We start from the raw sequence: 17,740 nt of genomic DNA, 5'->3' as shown, positions 1-17,740 counted from the left end.
ACGGGTGCCCGGCGAGGTCGACGACCCGGCCGGGCGGGATAGTCCCTTTCGCTCCAGGCACGCGGAGGTTCCCATGGCAAGTCGTCCGCGAACTCTGCTGGTGAACCCGCCGTTGTGGAACGTCTACGCGCCGCATCTGGCGGTGCCACTGCTCACCGCCGTGCTGCGCGACCACGGGTGGCCGGTCACCGCCTTCGACCTCAGTGCCGCGCACCTGCGGTGGATGCTGACGGCGCAGACGGTGGCCGGTCTCTGCGAACGGTACGACCGGACGGACGAACTGGGCCTGGACCCGGCGGCCGTCGACGAGGCACGGCTGCTGCTGCCCTCGGTGTGCGACGGCGTCGAGGCCGCGTGGGCCACCGTGCACGACACCGCCGGCCTGCGCGACCACACCGCCTTCACCCGGGCGGCCCGCACCATCGGCAACGCCCTGGTGTGCCACTCGGCCGCGTTCGCCGGGTTCCACTGCGACCTGCGGTCCAACCGCCAGCACTACAGCGAGCGTTCGAGCGCATCGGTGCTGGCCGCGACCCGCGACCCCGACCGCAACCCCTACCGGTGGGCGTTCGAGACACTGTTGCCGCCCCGGCTCGCCGAACCCGACCTGGGCATGGTGGGGATCTCCGTGTCGGCCGACACCCAGCTCATCCCCGCCATGACGGTGGCCGCCCTCGTCCGGGAGCACCGCCCGGACCTGCGCATCGTGATGGGCGGCAACTACATCACCCGCATCGCCGGACGCTGGCGCGAGCGGCACCCGTTCTTCGACCTGGTCGACGACTTCGTGCTGTACGAGGGCGAGGACGCGATCGTCACCCTGTGCGAGAACCTCTTCGAGGGCGGCACCCGCCCGGTCCCCGGCCGCAGCTCGCTCGCCCCCGACGGACGGCTGAGCTTCGCCCCGGCCCGCGACGTCGACCTGGCCACACTGCCCGCCCCGGACTTCGGCGACTACGACCTCGACTCCTACCTGGCACCCGGTCCCGTGCTGCCGGTGCTGGCGTCGCGCAGCTGCGCCTGGGACTGCGCGTTCTGCTCGATCCCCTTCGCCAGCAACCGCTACCGCCACCGGGAGGCCGCCGCCGTCGTCGACGAGATGCAGTACCTGGCCCGACGGCACGGCTCGACGTCGTTCATGTTCGTCGACGAGATCATGACCCAGCGGACGCTGCGCGAGGTCAGCGCCGAACTGGTCCGCCGTGACGCCGGTCTGCACTGGTACGGCGAGACCCGCTTCTCCGCCGGGCTGGACGACGCCCTGGCCACCCAGTTGCACGCGTCCGGCTGCCGCAGGCTCGACCTGGGGCTGGAGTCCTACAACCAGCGGGTGCTCGACCTCATGAGCAAGGGCACCAGGATCGAGCACATCGAACCCACCGTCGACGCGCTGCTGGGCGCGGGTGTGCCCGTGCACCTGTTCTGCATCACCGGGTTCCCCGGGGAGACGGCCGAGGAGGCGCGGCGTACCGCCGCGTTCGCGGAGCGGACGCTGCGCCGCTCCAGGGACGAGTTCGGGCTGCCCTACTCGACCAGTGTCAACGGGCCGTTCATCCTCGACGTGCTCTCGCCGGTCGGCAGGCACCCCGAGCGGTTCGGGGTCACGGTGCTGCACCCCGGCCCGGACGAGGACCTGGCGCTGAGCGTCGACTACATCGCCTCCTCCGGCCTGACCGGGTCCAAGGCCGCCCGGCTGGCCGCGGAGGCCGACGCCCTGCCCGACACCGGCCGCGCGGCGCCGCTGCAGCACCGGGGCCTGATCGGGGAGTCCGAGGAGTACGCCTTCCTGCGCTGCGTCCTCGACACCGGGGTGCCGGCCGGGCGCCCGCCCGCCGAGCCCGCCGTGTTCGCTCCCGCGCCGGGCGCCCCGCTGCGGCTGGCGGACGGCGTGACCTGGCGCGTGTCGGCCGACGGCAGCACGGTCGGGCTTTACGCCGCCACGGCCGACAGCATCCTGCGGCTGCCCCGCCGGTGGGCCGGTCTGCTGTCCGGCCTGGACGACGGCGTCCCGTGTGACGACGGGGACGGCGACGCCCTGGATGTGCTGTGCACGCTGTGGACGTTCGGGTTCCTCGCGGACCCCCGGCGCCACGCCGCCCCCCTCCCCACCGGGCCCGTCCCGGGACTGCGGGTGCGGGCCGCGCCCGGCTGGCGCGAGACCGTCGACCCCGACACCGGCCGGGCGCGGATGACCAGCCTGGTGACCGGACGCGAGGTGGTGCTCAACGTGCACGCCTTCCTGCTCTGGCTCGATCAGGCAGGGGGCGGGCAGCCCGCCGCGGCCGACTGGGACGCGGTGACCGACATGATCCGGGTCGAGCTCCTGCAGGCCTGTCGCGGGACCGCCCGGGGGACGACCGAAGAGACATCCGGCGTATCCGGCGTGGAAGCGGGACGAGGGGGCGCATGACCACGGTTCACACCACCGACGGCACCGCACTCGGGTACTGGCGCGGTTTCCTGGAGCGCTACTGGGAGCGTGAGGCGGGCATCGTCGGCCCGCCACCGGTCGACCTCGACCTCGGCGGAGACTGGTTCTTCCGGGCCGTCGTCGCGGCAGCCGCCGCAGGCGACCGGGGCGACGGGCCGCTGCTGCAGGTGTCGATCGGCGGCAGGCGCCTGCACACCGGCCGGGCCCGCTACCTGCCCCGCGCCGAGGACGGCTCCATCGCCGGGTTCCTCGCCCGCATGGAGGGCGAGACCGGCGGCGAGGAGTGGAGCATCGGACTGAGCAGGCTGCACCGCACCAGCTTCGAGATGTGGGAGCGGGCCGCCGTGTTCACCGACGAACTGTGGACCGCCCTCGGCGGTTTCCCCTCCGGCTACGCCGACACCGACATCTTCCTCGGCCGGTACGCGGGCACGCACGGCGGCATCCACTGCGACAACGCCGCCAACCTCATGTTCGGCGTCGCCGGGCCCAAGGACCTCATCGTCTGGCCGCCCTCCGACGGCGACTGGCTCCCCCTGCACCGCCGCGACTGGTCCTCCGTGCGCCACACCGGGCAGACGCTGCGCGCCAGCACCATCGACATGGGCTACTTCCCCTCCCGCTACTGGCACGTCGGATCCTCTCCGGAGGCCGCGTCCGCCACTTTCAACATAGCTCTGTTCTTCGACGGCGACCCGGTCGACACCGTCATCGACGCCGTGACGGGCCGGCTTGCCGCCACCGGGCGCCCGCCGTACGACCGGATCGTGCGCCCGGACGGCACGCGGCTGCCCCAGACGACGGCCGATCTGCTCGACCGCGCCCTGGCCCGCATCGACAGGGCCGACATCGCCGACCGGCTGCTGGCCGCCTGGCTCCGCAAGCTGAGCGCCCGCGGTTTCGGCCATGTCCCCGACCCGCTCGACGTGGCGCCCGTCGATCACGACCTGCCCGTGCGGCTGCACCGCTTCCCGGTGCTCCACCAGCGCTCGAACGGCAGGCTGCTGGTCTCGGCCAACGGCCGCCTCGCCCGCCTGCCCGACGAGCCCGCCCTGTCCGCCGTCCTCGACCGGCTGAACCGGGGGGACGTCGCGACCCCGGCGCAGCTGGCGGAGGAGCAGGCGGGCGCGGACTTCGCTGATATCGTCGACGCCGTCCTCTACCGGCTGCGCTCGTGGCGCGCCATCGACGTCCTGGACAGGGATGCCCGCTAGCCTCTCCCGCCACCGACTGCGAACGGCCCTGCTGTTCGCCGTCCTGCTGGTGTCCGCCGGCGGCGACGAGGTCGCCGTCTTCGCCCTCACCTTCCATCTGGCTTCCTCCGGCGCCTACTTCGTCGCGGCCCTGCAGATCGCCGGGTTGCTGCCCGGGGTGCTGCTGGGCCGGTACGTGGGCGGAAGGCTGGTCGGGCACCGGCCGGGGCCGGTGCTGGCGACGGCGTCCGCGGCACAGGCGGCCGCCGCCGTCGTGCTGTCGTTCGGCCTGCCGCCGGAGGCCGTCGTCGGGTGCGTGGCCCTGCTGGCGGCGGTGAACACCGTCAGTGCGACCGTGGTGAGCGCTGCACTGCCGGTCCTGGCGGACACCGACGTCGCCGAGAAGGCCTACGGCTTCGCGCAGTCGGCTTCCTCCCTGGCGATGGTCCTCGGCCCCCTCGCGGGCTCGGCCCTGTTCGCGGTCCTGGGGGTGCGCGGCGCCCTGCTCGCCGACGCCGCGACCTTCCTGGCGGTGGCGGCGTACGGCGTGGCCGTGCGTACGGTGGACCTGGTCCCCGGCCACGGCGAGACCGACGACGTGCCCGCACGCGGCGGACTGACCGGCGGGTCGGTCCTGGCGGTGGGGCTGGTGTTCGTGGTCATCGCCGCCACCGCGGGCACAGACGTGGCGTTCGTCTTCCTGGTCCGCGAGCACGTACCCGGGTCGGCGGTCGCCGTGTTCGGGTTCGCCACCGCCGCGTGGGCCGTCGGCATCATGGCGGGGAGCGCCCTGGCCGGCAGCCTGTCCCCGGTTCACCCCGTTGTCCGCCTCGCCCTCTCGGGTTCGGTGATCGGGGCCGTCTACCTGGTCTGTGGCCTGGCCCCCGGCGTCACCGTCCTGCTGAGCACCTTCCTCGTCGGCGGTGCCGCCAACGCCGTCTTCAACACCACCCTGCGCGCCGCCCTCTACCGCATGGCGGGCCCGGCGGAGGCCGCCCGCGCCTTCGGCACCTTCATCGCCGGTGCCAACACCGCCGTCCTGTGCGGGATCGTCGTCGCGACTCCCTTCGCCGAGGGCACCAGCGCGTGGACCTATACGGTGGGCGGCGCCGCGGCCCTCCTCGCCGCCCTCGCCACCCTGCCGGTGGCCCTCCGGACCCGCGAGGGGGAGCCGGCCTGAGAGCCTCCCCGACTCGGTGTTGCATCAAGTGCAACAACGTGCTGCTGGACAGGTCAGCCCGCTCAGGCGCGCAGTGGAGCCGCTCCCTCGCCTGGGTGCTCCTCCGGTTCAGCGAGCTTCGGGACGTCCCGGGGGTCCATCTCCTCGCGAAGGCGCGGGTATCGGACGGGGTGGCGGTACCGGCCGTCGTCGACGGCGGTGTCCGCGAGGAATTCGGCGACCAAATCGAGCCGCACCGGCTGGTATTGGAGCTGGCCGAGCGTGCCCCAGCCGGCAAACCACAACCGGCATCACCACCAGCCAGCCGACGGTACCCACCGGCTGCCACCTCCACCAGGGCTACCGCCAGGCACCCAACTGCTGCCACGTCCACCAGGACTACCGCACCCGCTGCCGCCTCCACCAGCGTTCCCCAACCCGCCGGCATCCCGCCGGCTCCGCATCCGCTGCCGCCTCCGCCGGGGCTCCCCTCGCCGCAGTCTTTGCCTCCTGCACCGGGGCTTTAAAGGCGGGCCGGCCACGGGCTTTGAGACAGTCGGGTCGGCTGCATGCCGCCGGTCGACCGGTTCGGGCGGAAGGTGACACCGTACTGGCGGGCGAAGTGGTTGGCCTCCGCGACCGAGTCTCCCGGTGAGCGCAGGTAGAGGGCGTAGGCCACCGGTCTGTTCCTCGTCCAGGTAACCCACCGATTTCCGAGCTGGCGCGCTGTGCGCACTCGCTCCGCCAGGCCCTCGCCCGGCGGCACATGCTGTGGGCGGACGACTCCGCACGCATCACCGCATCAGCCAGCTCGACCAGGCCCTGCCCGGCCGCGGCTTCCACTGCCTGGTGATGCTCGGGGCGCAGCGCACCGAACAGCACCCAGCCATGCCGGGCCACCTCCTCATGTTCGCGCAGGACCCGCAGCGCCTCGAGCAACGCCTTACCGCCACGCATACGCCCTCCACGCCATCGTGCCGCTCACGCTGCTGAAATGACGGTAGAAGCCGACCTGCGAGGCACGGGGCCAAGACCCCGAAAGATCACCGGCCCGGTGACGGGCCGGCGCGTCGAAGTGCTGGGGGCATCCCTTAGATTGGTGCGGCCTCGGTGAGCAGCTTCAGCAGAAGAATGCCGTCTTGACAGTGGTCACGGGGACCGCAACGCTGAGGTCGATGGACGCTGCCGCTGAGTATGACGGGTTGACAGAAGCCAGTGCAGGTCGAGCCATGGCGGCAGCTTGCAGCCAGGTAGGCTTGCGCTTCGGCCAGGCGGAGCTATTGCGGCTGGGAGAGAACGCCATCTATGCGCTGGCAACGGAACAGACGGTTGTCCGTGTGGCCCGCTCCGACACCGAGGAAACTCTCCACAAAGTTCAAAAAGAGCTGTTGGTCGCTCGTTGGCTGATGTCGCAGAACTTCCCAGCCGTCGCGCCTCGTGAGGACATAGTCCAGCCGGTCCAGAGCGAAGGACGGTTGGTGACGTTCTGGGAGTATGTGCCCCCCAGTCCCGTAGAGCCGACCCTCACGGACCTCGGTGGCTTGCTTCGAGACCTTCACTCGCTGCCGGCATCGGAGTTAGGCCTGCCACTCCTCGATCCATTCCCGATCATGGAACGGCGCCTGGCACTCGCGCACGGGGTCCCGCAGGCAGACGTCGACTACCTCGCCGAGGCTTGCGCCAAGAGCCAGGCCGCCTTCCACAGCATCATGTCCGATGCTCCCAAGGGAGTGATCCACGGAGACGCTCACCGGGGCAACCTGCTGGCGCGTGGCAGCCAGATACTCCTCATCGACTACGAAGCCGTGGCTATCGGCCCCCAGGCCTGGGACCTCATTCCGACCGCCACGGCTGTCGACCGGTTCGGGCTGTCACCCGGCGAATACGCTGTCTTCTGCCGGACCTACGGCCAGGACGTGACCGACTGGCCTGGCTACGGCCCCTTGCGCACCGTACGCGAGCTGGGCATGACCACCTGGCTCATGCAATTGGCCCAGTCAGGAAAAGCAGCGGCGGAGTTCGCCGTCCGTATGGAGTCGCTCCGAAAGGAAGAGCGTGACCGGCGCTGGCATGCCCTCTGACAGTCACAGCGACCTTCCTTTCGCCCCCTATGCCGCGAGACCGTACCTGCGGCTGACCACTGTCTATTCCACTGCGTGGACCTACGACCCGGACCAGATGGCTCAAGCCGCAACAGCTCCCGGCGACGTCTTCAACTTCGGGCGGTTGGCCGGGTATTACAGCAGGTCCGAGCAGCAGTTGCCGCGGGTGATCAGGCGTGAAGCGCTCGACTGCTCAAGCGTCGTCTGCCAACGGTGGCGTCCGGGAGAGCCGGCCTCTGCACAGCTGTGGCATTTTGTCCTCCCTGCCGGTCAGGTGGTCGTGGCGCTCACTCTGGATGTGCCTCTGACTCTGGTCGAAGCCATCCCGCTGCTCGAGGACCTCTACTACGGAAGCATCGCGTGCGACGGAACACCGCTCGAACAGCTTGCAGCCGCCCGAATCGGTTGCCAGCCGGATAGTGACGGATCGGTGCAAGGGTTCCTGCCCGAGCGGCATCAACTGGTCTTCCGTAGCATTGATACGCCCGATCAGGTCCCGGAAGACGATACCGTCCAACGCGTCATCTACCGGACGGATCTGCCCTACCGCCCGGAGCACAGCTCAATCCACTACCCGCAAGAACTCAACCGTCGCCCCACCACGCTCGGCGCGGTCGGCCCCTATGTAAGTCTGCTGTGCGGCCACCAGGACTACATCGAGAACAGCGCCCTGCTCTCCGCCGTCCAAACCGTAGGCTCAGCGGCGCGGCTCCGCGAGATCCGCGAGGTCGCCTACGGATTCGTTCACAGATTTCGGCATCGTGCCGCAGATCAGGGTGGAGCCCACGACCGGAGGACAGCGCTCGAAGACATCGCAGACGGACTTAGCCAACTCGAACTCGAACTCAGCTACAGCGTCGAGGTCGCCGGCGACATCGGAATGCTCGTACCCGCTTTACGCGTAGAGAGCTTCCACCAAACCCTGTTCTCAGCCGTAGGACTCACCAGCCGAGCAGCGACTATCGGTCAGATGCTGAGCCGGCTCGGCAACGCCATCGACGCGGAACTCACCTCAATCGAAAGCATGGAACAACGCGCAGCAGACCGCCGCCGCGTCCGCACCGTTGTCGCCGTCACCTTCGTCACCACCGTCAGCGGAACCCTGGGCCTGCTCTTCGGCTTCTTCGGCATCAACGCTCGCCAGGTGAACCAGAACCGCTCCATGTTCGATGATCACTACATGCCGATCTACGTACTGATCGCGACCATCCTCCTCTGCGCCCTTGTCATCTTCTGCGCCATGCGTGTCCAGGAACGCTGGGAAGAACGCCGTGACAGAAGCCGAACAAGGACGTGGGAAGGCACACACACCACCTGCTGGCCCGGGAACTGGGTGCAGTGGTACTCGCCCCAGTAACATCGGCCACCCCTCTCACGGTCCCTCGGCTCCCCAACCCAGCGCCGCATGACCCAGCTCCACAGCCTTCACCGACCACGTCGAGTTGACCGGTCACTCCCGATGATGGCCATCGCAGAAGCTGGTCAGAGGCACAGGTGAGGATGATCTGGGCCGGCATCGACGGCCGGTAGAGGCAAGACGGTCGGCCTTCACGGTGGTAGCGCAGTCCGGGAAGGCCCGTGATGCAGTCGCGGGGATCGCCCTTCCCACCGTTGAGCCGGGGCAGCAGGCTTTCTACGTGCAGGGTATCGGGTTGCGTCCCAAGATCCAGGTCAGTGCCGATGGTTGGAGGGTGGTCGGTCATGCCGGGGCACGGCTGCTGGCGGATCTCGCCGATGCCACCGGTCTGACCGCCGCGTGCTCCGCCGCGCTCAGACCCCTTCGGCCGCGCGGGACCGGTCACGATCCGGGCCGGATCGCCACCGACCTGGCGGTGATGCTCGCCGACGGCGGTGAGGCCAGGTACGGTCGGTCACCCCGGGAGGGGCATGGCTTTCTGCATCAGGGGGTGGGGCGACCCGGCGTACTGCGCCACCTCGACCGACTGGTGAGCGACTTCCCCGCCCGGCAGCACCTGCGCGCCGCGGCGGCCGACGACCTGGCCCAGCTCCTGTTCCGGCCGCTCCGCGCGCGGACACGCCGTTCTGGCAGGCGCACCGCGAACTGCCGTCGTCCGAGGCCCTGTCGGCCTGCCTGGAGGGGCATCGCGCCGGGCTGTCCCCCGAGCGGGCGAACCGCCGCTGCGCACCCTGCTGGCCGCCCTCGACCTGCAGGGCGGCCCGCTGCCGACGGCCCTGTGGCACCGTACGGCCGCCCGTCGGGCCGCCGACGCCCACTTCACCAGAATCCGGCGCCAGCAGCGGATCCTGCTGGAGACCCTGCCCAGCGCCCACACCTACCTGCACCACCTCCAGACCCGCCCGCCGTTCAGCCCGCCGGCCGTCCTCACCAGCGCCTGATCACAGCCCGACAAGACGGACCGGCACCCGACGCGCATACGGCCCATTCGACCTGGACAGTCCCCTGAAAGGGCCCCGGACGCCCCGTCCGGACGGGGGACGTGTGCGTGTGTCGCTCACCGTGCCGCAGCGCGCCACCCTGATGATCCGCTCGTGTACTCGCTACAGACCCTGCGTACCCGCGGCCTCCTCAGCCTCGCCGCCACGGCCGCCCTCGCCGTCCCGCCCGTCCTCTTGGCTCCGTCGGCCTCCGCCGCCGCGTCCAACGGCGGCTTCGAGACCGGCACCCACGCCAAGGGCGACTCCACCCTCCGCCTGGTCAGCCATGACGACGACCACCGGGGCGCCCCCACCTTCGCTCGCTTCGACGACGTCCAGCTCACCGCCGCGCCCGCCCTGACACAGATCGACACGGACCCCTTCACCAACAGCACCAGCCAGCACGCCACCGTGGTGGAGCCCGACACCTTCGCCTCCGGCAACACCGTCATCGCGGTCGCCCAGAACGGCCGCTTCTTCAACGGCGGCGCCTCCGGCCTCGGCTGGGCCCGGTCGGCCGACGGCGGAGTCACCTGGACCCACGGCACCATCCCCGGCATCACCGTCTACCAGGGCGGCGCCTTCTCCCGGGTCTCCGACCCGTCGGTCGTCTACGACGCCCGGCACGCCACCTGGCTCGTCGCCGGACTGCCCCTCAACTCGACCTCCAGCGGCGTCACCGGCGCCGGAGTCACCGTCAGCCGCTCCACCACGGGCGGCGTGAGCTGGCAGAGCCCCGTCAGAGCGGTCGGGTTCAACGGGCCGGACTACGACAAGCCGTGGATCACCTGCGACAACACCCCCACCAGCCCGTTCTACGGGCGCTGCTACATCGAGGTCGACAACGTCTCCTCCGGCAACCGCATCCTGATGAGCACCTCCACCGACGGCGGACTGACCTGGTCGGCGCCGGTCGCTCCGTCCGGCTCACCCAGCGGCCTCGCCGGACAGCCGCTCGTCCAGTCCAACGGCAAGGTCGTCGTTCCCTACTCGGCCAACGGAAGCGCCATCCGCGCCTTCAACTCCACCAACGGAGGGGCCTCCTGGAGCAGCACCTCGTTCGTCCACTCCGTCCAGGCCCACACCGTCGCCGGCGGCCTGCGGACGCCCAGGGGAATCGCCTCAGCGGAGGTCAGCGGCGATAACCGGATCTTCGTCGCGTGGCACGACTGCCGCTTCCGCGCGAACTGCACGGCCAACGACATCGTCTACTCCACCTCGACCGACGGCGTCACCTGGTCCGGAGTGACCCGGGTCCCGATCGACTCCACCACCAGCGGCGTCGACCACTTCCTCCCCGGCCTCGGCGTCGACCGCACCACATCCGGTACAGCCACCCGGATCGGCCTGCACTACTACTTCTACCCGTCCGCCAACTGCACCTCGACCACCTGCCGCCTCCAGGTCGGCTACATCTCCTCCGCCAACCGGGGTGCCACCTGGACCACCGCCACCGCGCTGACCGGGCCGTTCCCGCTCTCACAGATCGCGAACACCAACCAGGGCCGCATGGTCGGCGACTACATCTCCACCTCGATCGTCGGTGGCCGGGCCGTCTCCGCGTTCCCGGTCGGCAGGGCCCCCACCACCGGTCAGGCCTTCGACGAGGCCCTGTACACGGCCGGCCCCCTCACCGTGGGCTGAACCGGCCCGGACGCCCCTGACCGGGCCGATCCCGAAAGCGCCGCTAGGACTTGTCCGGCCGATCATGTCCAGAGCCGGATCCGCCGGTTGCGGCGGTGGCCTTGTTGCGATCGTCAGAGACCGCCCCACCCAATCGGCTGGCATGTACAGTTCCGATCTGGAGTGTGGTGGGTATGCAGGGCAGGCCCACCGGATTCCGGAGGCGCGGAGGTCAAAGGGGGAGGTCGTGTCATGTTTGCGGTGATCTACCGGTGGCGTTTGCACGAAGGCAAGGAGCAGCAGTTCGCAGCTGGTTGGCATCGCGTGACACAGGCGATGCACAAGCACTGCGGCAGCTACGGATCACGTCTGCATCAGGCCGATGACGGCACCTGGGTGGCGTACGCACGGTGGCCGGATGCCGCCACTCGCGAGGGATGCCCGGACGTGGACCCGGAAGGGGAAGCCATGATGAGTGAGGCGATCGCTGAGCACCTCCCCACCATTCGATGTCATGTGGTGGACGACCTTCTCGCAGAACCCCGTGACTAGGTCCGGCCGATCATGTACGGAGCCACATGACCAGGGCCGCCGCAGTGGCAGTGCCGAGGAAGACGTAGCCGCGCTTGTCATAGCGGGTAGCCACGGCCCGGGACTGCTTGAGCCTGTTGATCGCCCGCTCCACGGTGTTCCGCTTCTTGTACCGCTCTTCGTCGAAGCCGGGCGGCCTGGCTGTCAGCCTTCTCCGGGATGATGTGCCGGATGCCCCGGCGCCGCAGGTAGGTGCGGCACGGACTGTCGCTGTATCCCTTGTCGGTCGCGAGACTGTCGGGTTTCGTGCGTGGCCGGCCCGGCTCGGCCCGATGCGCGGAACGCTGATCTTTTCGAGCACGGCTTTGAACTGGGTGCAGTCCGCTCGTTGTCCGCCGGTGACGACCAGGGACAGCGGGCGGCACCGGCCATCCGCGCTCAGGTGGAGTCTGCTGGTGAACCCGCCGCGCGAGCGGCCCAGGCCCTCACCTCCTGCACCACCTCCACCAGCCGGGCGAGCAGGCTCCGCCACGATGTTTCGCACCGATGTTCCACTACTCCGGCCCCCTTTGAAGCGGGCGCCGGCGGTGGTTCGGTGCGGGCACCGGCCGCGTGCTGATGGGCGCACACGCCGGTGGAGTCCACCGCGATGTCCCAGCCGATCTCTCCCGCAGCATCGCCGCGGCCTGGACCTGCTGCAGCAGACGCTCCCGGGTGCCGTCGGCCGACCACAGCCGGTGGCGTTCAATAGGCTGTCTTCCACGGCCCGAACCGCTAGGGGAGATCGCGCCATTGCACCCCCGTCCGTACTCGGTGAAGGTTTCCGTCGACAACCTGCCGGTGATCCCGCCACCGGCCACAACGCCCATTACTGACCGGCAGGAAGGGCCGCAGCCGATCCCACTCCGCATCCGTCAAATCGCCCCGCCCCATGCTCACATCAACGATCTGAAGAGTAGTTAGTTACATGATCGGCCGGACAAGTCCTAGCCGTCCTTTCGCCTGCTCAGCACCCCGCAGTCGGCAGGAATGGTGCGCGACAGCTGTCGTGGACGGTGATGAGATGTAGGAACCCTTGCCCTGTACTGCCGAGGTCGTCGTCAGTGAACGGAACGGCTTGACCTTGTCGCAGCGACAACGTTTCTACTGGTGCCATGCGAATCGGAGAGCTCGCTGGCGCCGTCGGCATCACCACCCGCGCAGTGCGGCACTACCACCGCATCGGGCTGCTGCGCGAGCCTCCTCGCCAGTCCAACGGATACCGCGAGTACACGCTGCGCGACGCCGTCGAACTGGCACGCATCCGCCGTCTGAGCGAGCTCGGGCTGAGCCTGGACGAAGTGAAGGACGTTCTGGCGGATGACATGGGCAAGGATCTCGTCGAGATCCTCGCCGAGCTGGACGCGGACCTGGCCCGCCAGGAGGAGGAAATCCGGCAGCGCCGCGTCCGCCTGGGTCGGCTCCTTGAGCAGGCCGAGCGGACCGGTCAATTGTCCGCCGAGGCCCCGGTCTCTCCCGAACTCGCCGTGCTCTTCGATGACATGGCCCGCACCTCTGCGCGGTTGCCCGGACCGGAGCCTGCGATGGCGGTCAAGGAACGGGAGCTGCTGGCCCTGCTGGAGACCGGCTCGCCGGGTGGCGACCGCGGCTGGCTCTACGCCATGGGGCAACGTCTGATTGCCGACGCCGAGGCCATGCGGCGCGCCTACGCGGTATACGCCCAGATGGACGCACTGGCCGAGGCAGCCGAGGATGACCCACGTGTGGAGGAGACCGCCCGGGCCATCGTTGAGAGCATCCCGGACGAGGCGGCGCAGGCGATGATCGCGGCGGAAAGCAAGGGCGGATCAAGTGAGAAGGGCGGTTTCGCGGACGCCCTCTTCGCGGAATTCAGTCCTGCCCAGGCGGCAGCCGTGCGCCGCGCCATCGAGCTGCTCAGGGAGCGTGCCGGGTGAAGGCGTTGAGAAAGGCTGTGCGCTGGGGCTTCGCCGGGGTCGCACCGTGTGAACTCGCGATTCTCATACGTGCGGTTGGTGGGGTGCGAGTGGCCCCGGCCGCATGGCTGGCGGGGGAACTGGCGGTGCTTGCGCTCGTGGCCGGGGCGACCGCACTACTTCTTCTCGACTACCGGCGGCACCGCCGCGAGGGGCTCCACCGTCACTCCGCATTCCTGGCCGCGATCGCTGACAACGTCCCGGCGTCCGTGCGCAAGCTGATCAGCCACGAGATAGCCCTCGCGACCAGCTTCTTGCGCTGGGTATCCCGCCGCGGCCCGCACGGCGTACGCGGCGGCGACCACGCCGTTCCGTACGCGCTGGCCCAGACGGCGACCATGTACGGCTTGCTTTTCGTCTGCGTGGTCGAGACCCTCGCCCTCGCATACCTGATCCCGTGGCCGGTGGTGCACGTCACCACCCTCGTCCTCGACATCTGGGGCTGCTACTTCCTTCTCGCCCTGCACGCCTCCTGCGTGGTCCGCCCGCATGTGATCGGGGCCGACGGCTCGCTGCGCCTGCGCTACGGCGCCCTGCTGGACATCCGCATCCCAGCCAACCGCATAGCCACCGTCCGTCTGGACCGGGCATTTCCGAATGGCAAGCTGGCCGCTGTGGATGAGAGCGGCGTGGCCGACGTGGCTGTGGCCGGCCTGACAACGGTCACCGTCGAGCTCAGCGAGCCGGTGCGGTACGTACGTGTCCTTGGCAAGCATGCCGAGGCCCGCGCTTTCCGCTTCTACGCGGACGACCCCGTGTCCGCGGTCGCAGCACTGAGGGCAGGCGGCAGGTCTTCCCCTGGCTCCCTCACCACCTCGGGCCCGTAGTCGACGGCGTCCAGCGGGAGGAGCCCAGGGGACGCTCCATCAGACGACCGCTGGAGGCGCGGTGGCCGGGAACGCCTGGAAGGAGGCGCCCGACCCTGATCGCGAAGCCAAGCTCGACCGGATTGAGCAGGTGCTGGACCGCTTCCCGGACCGGGTCTTCGCCTTCGACGAGTTCGGGCCCGTGGGGATCCGGCCCACCGCGGACTCCTGCCGGGCGAAACAGGGCAAGCCAAACCGGCTGTCGGCGACCTACCGCCGCACTCACGGCGTCACCCACTTCCACGGCTGCTACGCCGTGGGCGACGACCGCCTGTGGGGCGTCAACCGACGTCGCAAGGGCACCGCCAACACCCTGGCCGCGCTCAAGTCGATCCGTGCCGCCCGACTCGACGGCGCCCCGATCTACATCATCCTGGACAACCTCTCCGCCCACCCCGGCGCGGACATCCGCCGCTGGGCGAAGAAGAACAAGGCCGAGCTGTGCTTCACCCCGACCTACGCTTCCTGGGCCAATCCGATCGAGGCCCACTTCGGCCCGCTGCGGCAGTTCACCCTGGCCAACTCCCACCACCGAAGCCACCCCGCGCAAACCCAGGCACTGCACCGCTACCTGCGCCGGCGCGATACCAACGCCCGCCACCCCGACGTACTCACCGCCCAACGCAAGGAACGAGCCCGAGTCCGCAGCGAGAAGGCATCCGCTGGGGTGGACGCCCCCTCAACACCGCAGCATGACCAACCGCGAACCGCCGCCCCGAGCGCCGAAGGGGGCAAGTTCAGGAGAAGGACAGCGACAGAAGGATGACTCAGGAGGCGGACGGTTCGATCTCCCCCGCAAAGACGATGACCTGGTCGATGAGGCTCCGCCGCAGATGGACGACGTCCGTTCCCGCCAGGCGGGGACCTCCATCCGGCGTGGTAAAGACCCACTGGTACCGGGCCCACTCGTCAGGCATGTCCACCGCCGAGCAGCGCACCATCGTGCCGGTCCCCGCCGGGTGGCGCCGGATGTCCAGCACGAACCGCTCGACCGCCTCGATTCCTTCACTGCGACCCAACGGCCCCCAGAAGACCACGTCTGAGGTCAGAGCCTGGGAGAGCAGGGCAGTCACATAGGTGTCGTCCGAGGCGTTGAACGCGGAGATGAACGTGTCAATCGCGGAGCGTGCAATCTCTTCCTGCATGCCCCAGTAATACCAGCCGTTTCGCGTGCGCTCGTCCCAAGCCGAGACGTCAGCGAAGGGGAAGAAGTCCACTCCCACGGCTGGGAAGGTGCGGACCGATGCGCTGCGGATGCCGGGGTGCGTGCGGATAGCCACCGTGCGGCAGATGGCTCAGGTGATCACGGCGGAGGATTGGGACGGCCGGTCGTACGTGCGCAGGGCGATGAAGAAGCTGGCGGAGCTCGGGCTGGCGGAGACGAACGGCAAGGCGGGCAGGCACCCGATCTGAAACCTGACCCCGGCGGGACAGAAGGCTCTGGCCGACGGCAATGAGCTGCCCGTCGCGGTGACTGACATGATGCTCGCCTACGGCGGCCGGAAGCACCTGACCGACTGGCAGATGGAGGTCAACCACGCCATCAAGGAGACCGGCCTGAGCTTCAACACCGACGCCGTCCTCACGTTGCCGACCAAGACCAGCGAGGTGCGCCGCTTCGAGCTCGACAACGGCACCATGTCCCAGGCCCGCCTCGCCAAGGAGGAACACCTGCTCGACAACCGCCTCCAGGCGCTCGCCGCCGAGACAGGTTCAACCGCGATTTACTGGGGGCAGCGACGAGGCGTCGTGAAGACGTGTGGGCGGTGCGGTTGGCGCGTCTCATGGATCACGGCGAGGGCGATGCCGCGTGAGCAGGACCTTGTCGGGTTGGCGAGACGCTTCACGGCCGGTTTCGCGTTGAAGATGGCAGCTTCCTGGTCGGAAGCGGCAGTAATGGACGCGCTCAGGAAGAGGGGCACCGCTGACGGCCCCGAAGCTCCTCGCGGGCGGTCGACCAAACGATCTCGAACTCATCGGCTGACAACGCCTGCGGGTCGTGCCCTTCCCACTCGGAGATAGGTGGTTCCGCGGTCAGACCGTAGAGGCCCTCGTATTCAGCTGACCGGCCGTCCCTTTGGGCTTCTTGCCACTCGGCCAGCGAGGCAGCGGTCAGAGCCTTGTTTCCGGGCTCCTGCAACTCGACTTGCCGGATCACATAGCCATCAGCGTCCAGCTCGAAGTAGAACCACAAGTCTTCCTCGTCCCAGAAGCAGCGAACCCAGGTCGTCACGGGCGCACCGAGTCGAAAGGCTCGTCGTGCCAGCGCCAGCTGGCGGTGCCGTCGTCGTGGACGTGCAGCATGAACTCGGCGACCGGGCCGCCGCCGGGAAGCGTCAGGGTGAGCGCACTGCGGATCTGGGTGTAGCAGGCGTCGACCCGCTCCCAGCCCTCCTCGTCGTCAGCCCGCTCTTGCTCAGCGAAGAGGGGACGGAACTCTTCAAAGCCAGGAAGCATCTCGACTTTTGCGTGTGTCCAGGGCATATCGGTGCCGGTCACGGTCAGCCGGGCAATCTCCTGGTCGCCGTGGTGGAGCCGCCAGATACTGCCGGTGGTCAGGTTCGGGTTGATCATGTCTCCCATGATGACGATCGCCACTGACAGGCGGCGAGTGAGATCACCGCTCCTTCCCGGTCGTGGCGACGACCATCTCATGCAGTGGAAGCTGATGGGGTGCAATGTTGAGTCGCTGTGCTGCTTCGGCTGGCAGTAGCGGCGCACGGGTTCGCCGGTGGCCCAGTCGCACGCGGCCAGAACGGGCAGCTGGTGCCGGGCCCAGGATGCGATGCGCGGTGGAGGCGGCGATGCCACATCGAGCGGCCAGACGGACCGGTCCGATCCGGTGTTCGCGGCGCAGGCGCACTACCTGGGTCTCGATCGCGGGCGGGGTGCGGCGTGGCTGGTGGTGCGGCTGGAGCGGTCGTGCATGCCCTCGGCGCCCCACTGCCGGTAACGGCCGGCCCATCGGGCGGCGGTGGTGTGACTGACCTGGAAGCGTTCCGCGGCCCGGCGCAAAGGCCAGCCCTCGTCCACGACACACCGGGCCAGACGCAGCCTGCCGGTCGGCGTTAACGGGGCATTACGGTGGGACACGAGGGCCTCCTGCGGTCGGGCGTAGATGTCGCAATCCACACCGAACCCGGAAGGTCCTCACCTGTTCCACCCAGCACGCATGTCACCAACGTCCCGGTACATCACACCTAGGCCGTACGAGCGGAGAGCTGATCGCCTCCGTCTTTGTCATGAACGCACTCGCCGCCGTCGTGGTGGCGTGGCACGCGTCCCGCGGCGATGTCGGCGGCCAGGGGCCGCGGCTGTCGCGCCCGCCACGGCTCGTCGCACCGCGCCGCATGTGACGGCGACGTACGCACCATGTCACAAGCCCTGTACCGTCGTCGGCTCCCGCTTCCCTCAGTGCCCGGTCAGGTGGGATGTTTACCGGCC

Annotated in this window: 16 protein-coding genes and 3 pseudogenes; 13 read left to right on the top strand and 6 right to left on the bottom strand. The window is 69.3% G+C overall.

The genetic code is table 11. From position 1 onward, the window contains the following. Positions 1–73 precede the first annotated feature (73 nt). Genes ABT171_RS28410 through ABT171_RS28400 form a run of 3 tightly spaced genes read left to right on the top strand, consistent with a single transcriptional unit; the run spans position 74 to position 4,804 of the window. On the top strand, positions 74–2,410 hold the full coding sequence (locus ABT171_RS28410; protein ID WP_351248631.1) for a B12-binding domain-containing radical SAM protein: 2,337 nt from the start codon (positions 74–76) through the stop codon (positions 2,408–2,410). Next, positions 2,407–3,645 carry a hypothetical protein gene (locus ABT171_RS28405; RefSeq protein ID WP_351248629.1) on the top strand — a complete coding sequence of 413 codons (1,239 nt, stop codon included), beginning with the start codon at positions 2,407–2,409 and terminating at the stop codon, positions 3,643–3,645. Before ABT171_RS28410 ends, ABT171_RS28405 begins: the two co-directional genes overlap by 4 nt. Then, complete coding sequence (locus tag ABT171_RS28400) at positions 3,635–4,804, top strand: MFS transporter (protein ID WP_351248627.1); 1,170 nt, start codon at positions 3,635–3,637, stop codon at positions 4,802–4,804. Before ABT171_RS28405 ends, ABT171_RS28400 begins: the two co-directional genes overlap by 11 nt. A gap of 62 nt (positions 4,805–4,866) precedes the next feature. On the opposite strand, the gene ABT171_RS28395 is transcribed toward ABT171_RS28400, so the two are convergent. Further along, positions 4,867–5,040 carry an ATP-dependent DNA ligase gene (locus ABT171_RS28395; protein ID WP_351248625.1) on the bottom strand — a complete coding sequence of 58 codons (174 nt, stop codon included), beginning with the start codon at positions 5,038–5,040 and terminating at the stop codon, positions 4,867–4,869. A 266-nt stretch (positions 5,041–5,306) separates the two neighbouring features. Next, entirely contained in the window at positions 5,307–5,549 is a 243-nt protein-coding gene (locus tag ABT171_RS41960) for a DUF6417 family protein (protein ID WP_503076997.1), read from the bottom strand. 409 nt (positions 5,550–5,958) lie between these two features. Here ABT171_RS41960 and ABT171_RS28390 point away from each other — a divergent pair, with 409 nt between their 5' ends. The 5 genes and pseudogenes from ABT171_RS28390 (at position 5,959) to ABT171_RS28370 (ending at position 11,457) form a co-directional block, all read left to right on the top strand. After that, positions 5,959–6,864, top strand: coding sequence for a phosphotransferase enzyme family protein (locus tag ABT171_RS28390; RefSeq protein WP_351248624.1), 906 nt, complete (start codon positions 5,959–5,961; stop codon positions 6,862–6,864). After that, entirely contained in the window at positions 6,854–8,242 is a 1,389-nt protein-coding gene (locus ABT171_RS28385; RefSeq protein ID WP_351248622.1) for a hypothetical protein, read from the top strand. Before ABT171_RS28390 ends, ABT171_RS28385 begins: the two co-directional genes overlap by 11 nt. A gap of 280 nt (positions 8,243–8,522) precedes the next feature. Beyond that, positions 8,523–8,744, top strand: a pseudogene (locus tag ABT171_RS28380) (IS1380 family transposase); the annotation flags it as partial. 652 nt (positions 8,745–9,396) lie between these two features. After that, complete coding sequence (locus ABT171_RS28375; protein WP_351248620.1) at positions 9,397–10,926, top strand: sialidase family protein; 1,530 nt, start codon at positions 9,397–9,399, stop codon at positions 10,924–10,926. A 231-nt stretch (positions 10,927–11,157) separates the two neighbouring features. After that, complete coding sequence (locus tag ABT171_RS28370) at positions 11,158–11,457, top strand: antibiotic biosynthesis monooxygenase (protein WP_055705093.1); 300 nt, start codon at positions 11,158–11,160, stop codon at positions 11,455–11,457. Between the two features lie 10 nt (positions 11,458–11,467). On the opposite strand, the pseudogene ABT171_RS28365 reads toward ABT171_RS28370, so the two are convergent. Further along, positions 11,468–12,369: pseudogene (locus tag ABT171_RS28365) on the bottom strand (IS5 family transposase). A gap of 221 nt (positions 12,370–12,590) precedes the next feature. Between ABT171_RS28365 and ABT171_RS28360 the strand changes: the two are divergent. The 3 genes and pseudogenes from ABT171_RS28360 to ABT171_RS28350 all read left to right on the top strand — a co-directional run. Further along, positions 12,591–13,391 carry a MerR family transcriptional regulator gene (locus ABT171_RS28360; protein ID WP_351248618.1) on the top strand — a complete coding sequence of 267 codons (801 nt, stop codon included), beginning with the start codon at positions 12,591–12,593 and terminating at the stop codon, positions 13,389–13,391. 83 nt (positions 13,392–13,474) lie between these two features. Further along, positions 13,475–14,257 (top strand): hypothetical protein, encoded by a 783-nt coding sequence (locus ABT171_RS28355; protein WP_351248616.1) that lies wholly within the window; start codon positions 13,475–13,477, stop codon positions 14,255–14,257. A gap of 76 nt (positions 14,258–14,333) precedes the next feature. Beyond that, a pseudogene (locus tag ABT171_RS28350) lies at positions 14,334–14,992 on the top strand (transposase); the annotation flags it as partial. A gap of 71 nt (positions 14,993–15,063) precedes the next feature. Here the strand turns inward: ABT171_RS28350 and ABT171_RS28345 are convergent. Next, positions 15,064–15,441, bottom strand: a complete 378-nt coding sequence (locus ABT171_RS28345; protein WP_351248754.1) for a nuclear transport factor 2 family protein — start codon at positions 15,439–15,441, stop codon at positions 15,064–15,066. A gap of 145 nt (positions 15,442–15,586) precedes the next feature. Between ABT171_RS28345 and ABT171_RS28340 the strand changes: the two genes are divergently transcribed. Both ABT171_RS28340 and ABT171_RS28335 read left to right on the top strand, forming a co-directional pair. Continuing rightward, positions 15,587–15,709 carry a hypothetical protein gene (locus ABT171_RS28340; RefSeq protein WP_351248614.1) on the top strand — a complete coding sequence of 41 codons (123 nt, stop codon included), beginning with the start codon at positions 15,587–15,589 and terminating at the stop codon, positions 15,707–15,709. 57 nt (positions 15,710–15,766) lie between these two features. Next, complete coding sequence (locus ABT171_RS28335) at positions 15,767–16,318, top strand: replication-relaxation family protein (protein WP_503076978.1); 552 nt, start codon at positions 15,767–15,769, stop codon at positions 16,316–16,318. Positions 16,319–16,525: 207 nt separating this feature from the next. Here ABT171_RS28335 and ABT171_RS28330 read toward each other — a convergent pair whose 3' ends face one another. Then, on the bottom strand, positions 16,526–16,870 hold the full coding sequence (locus tag ABT171_RS28330; protein ID WP_351248750.1) for a hypothetical protein: 345 nt from the start codon (positions 16,868–16,870) through the stop codon (positions 16,526–16,528). 288 nt (positions 16,871–17,158) lie between these two features. Further along, positions 17,159–17,389 (bottom strand): leucine zipper domain-containing protein, encoded by a 231-nt coding sequence (locus ABT171_RS41955; RefSeq protein ID WP_503076972.1) that lies wholly within the window; start codon positions 17,387–17,389, stop codon positions 17,159–17,161. Between the last annotated feature and the right edge of the window lie 351 nt (positions 17,390–17,740).

The sequence above is a fragment of the Streptomyces sp. NPDC001851 genome (assembly GCF_040297165.1).
In the GTDB taxonomy this organism is placed as follows: Bacteria; Actinomycetota; Actinomycetes; order Streptomycetales; family Streptomycetaceae; genus Streptomyces.
This window is presented reverse-complemented; position numbering and strand designations above follow the sequence as displayed.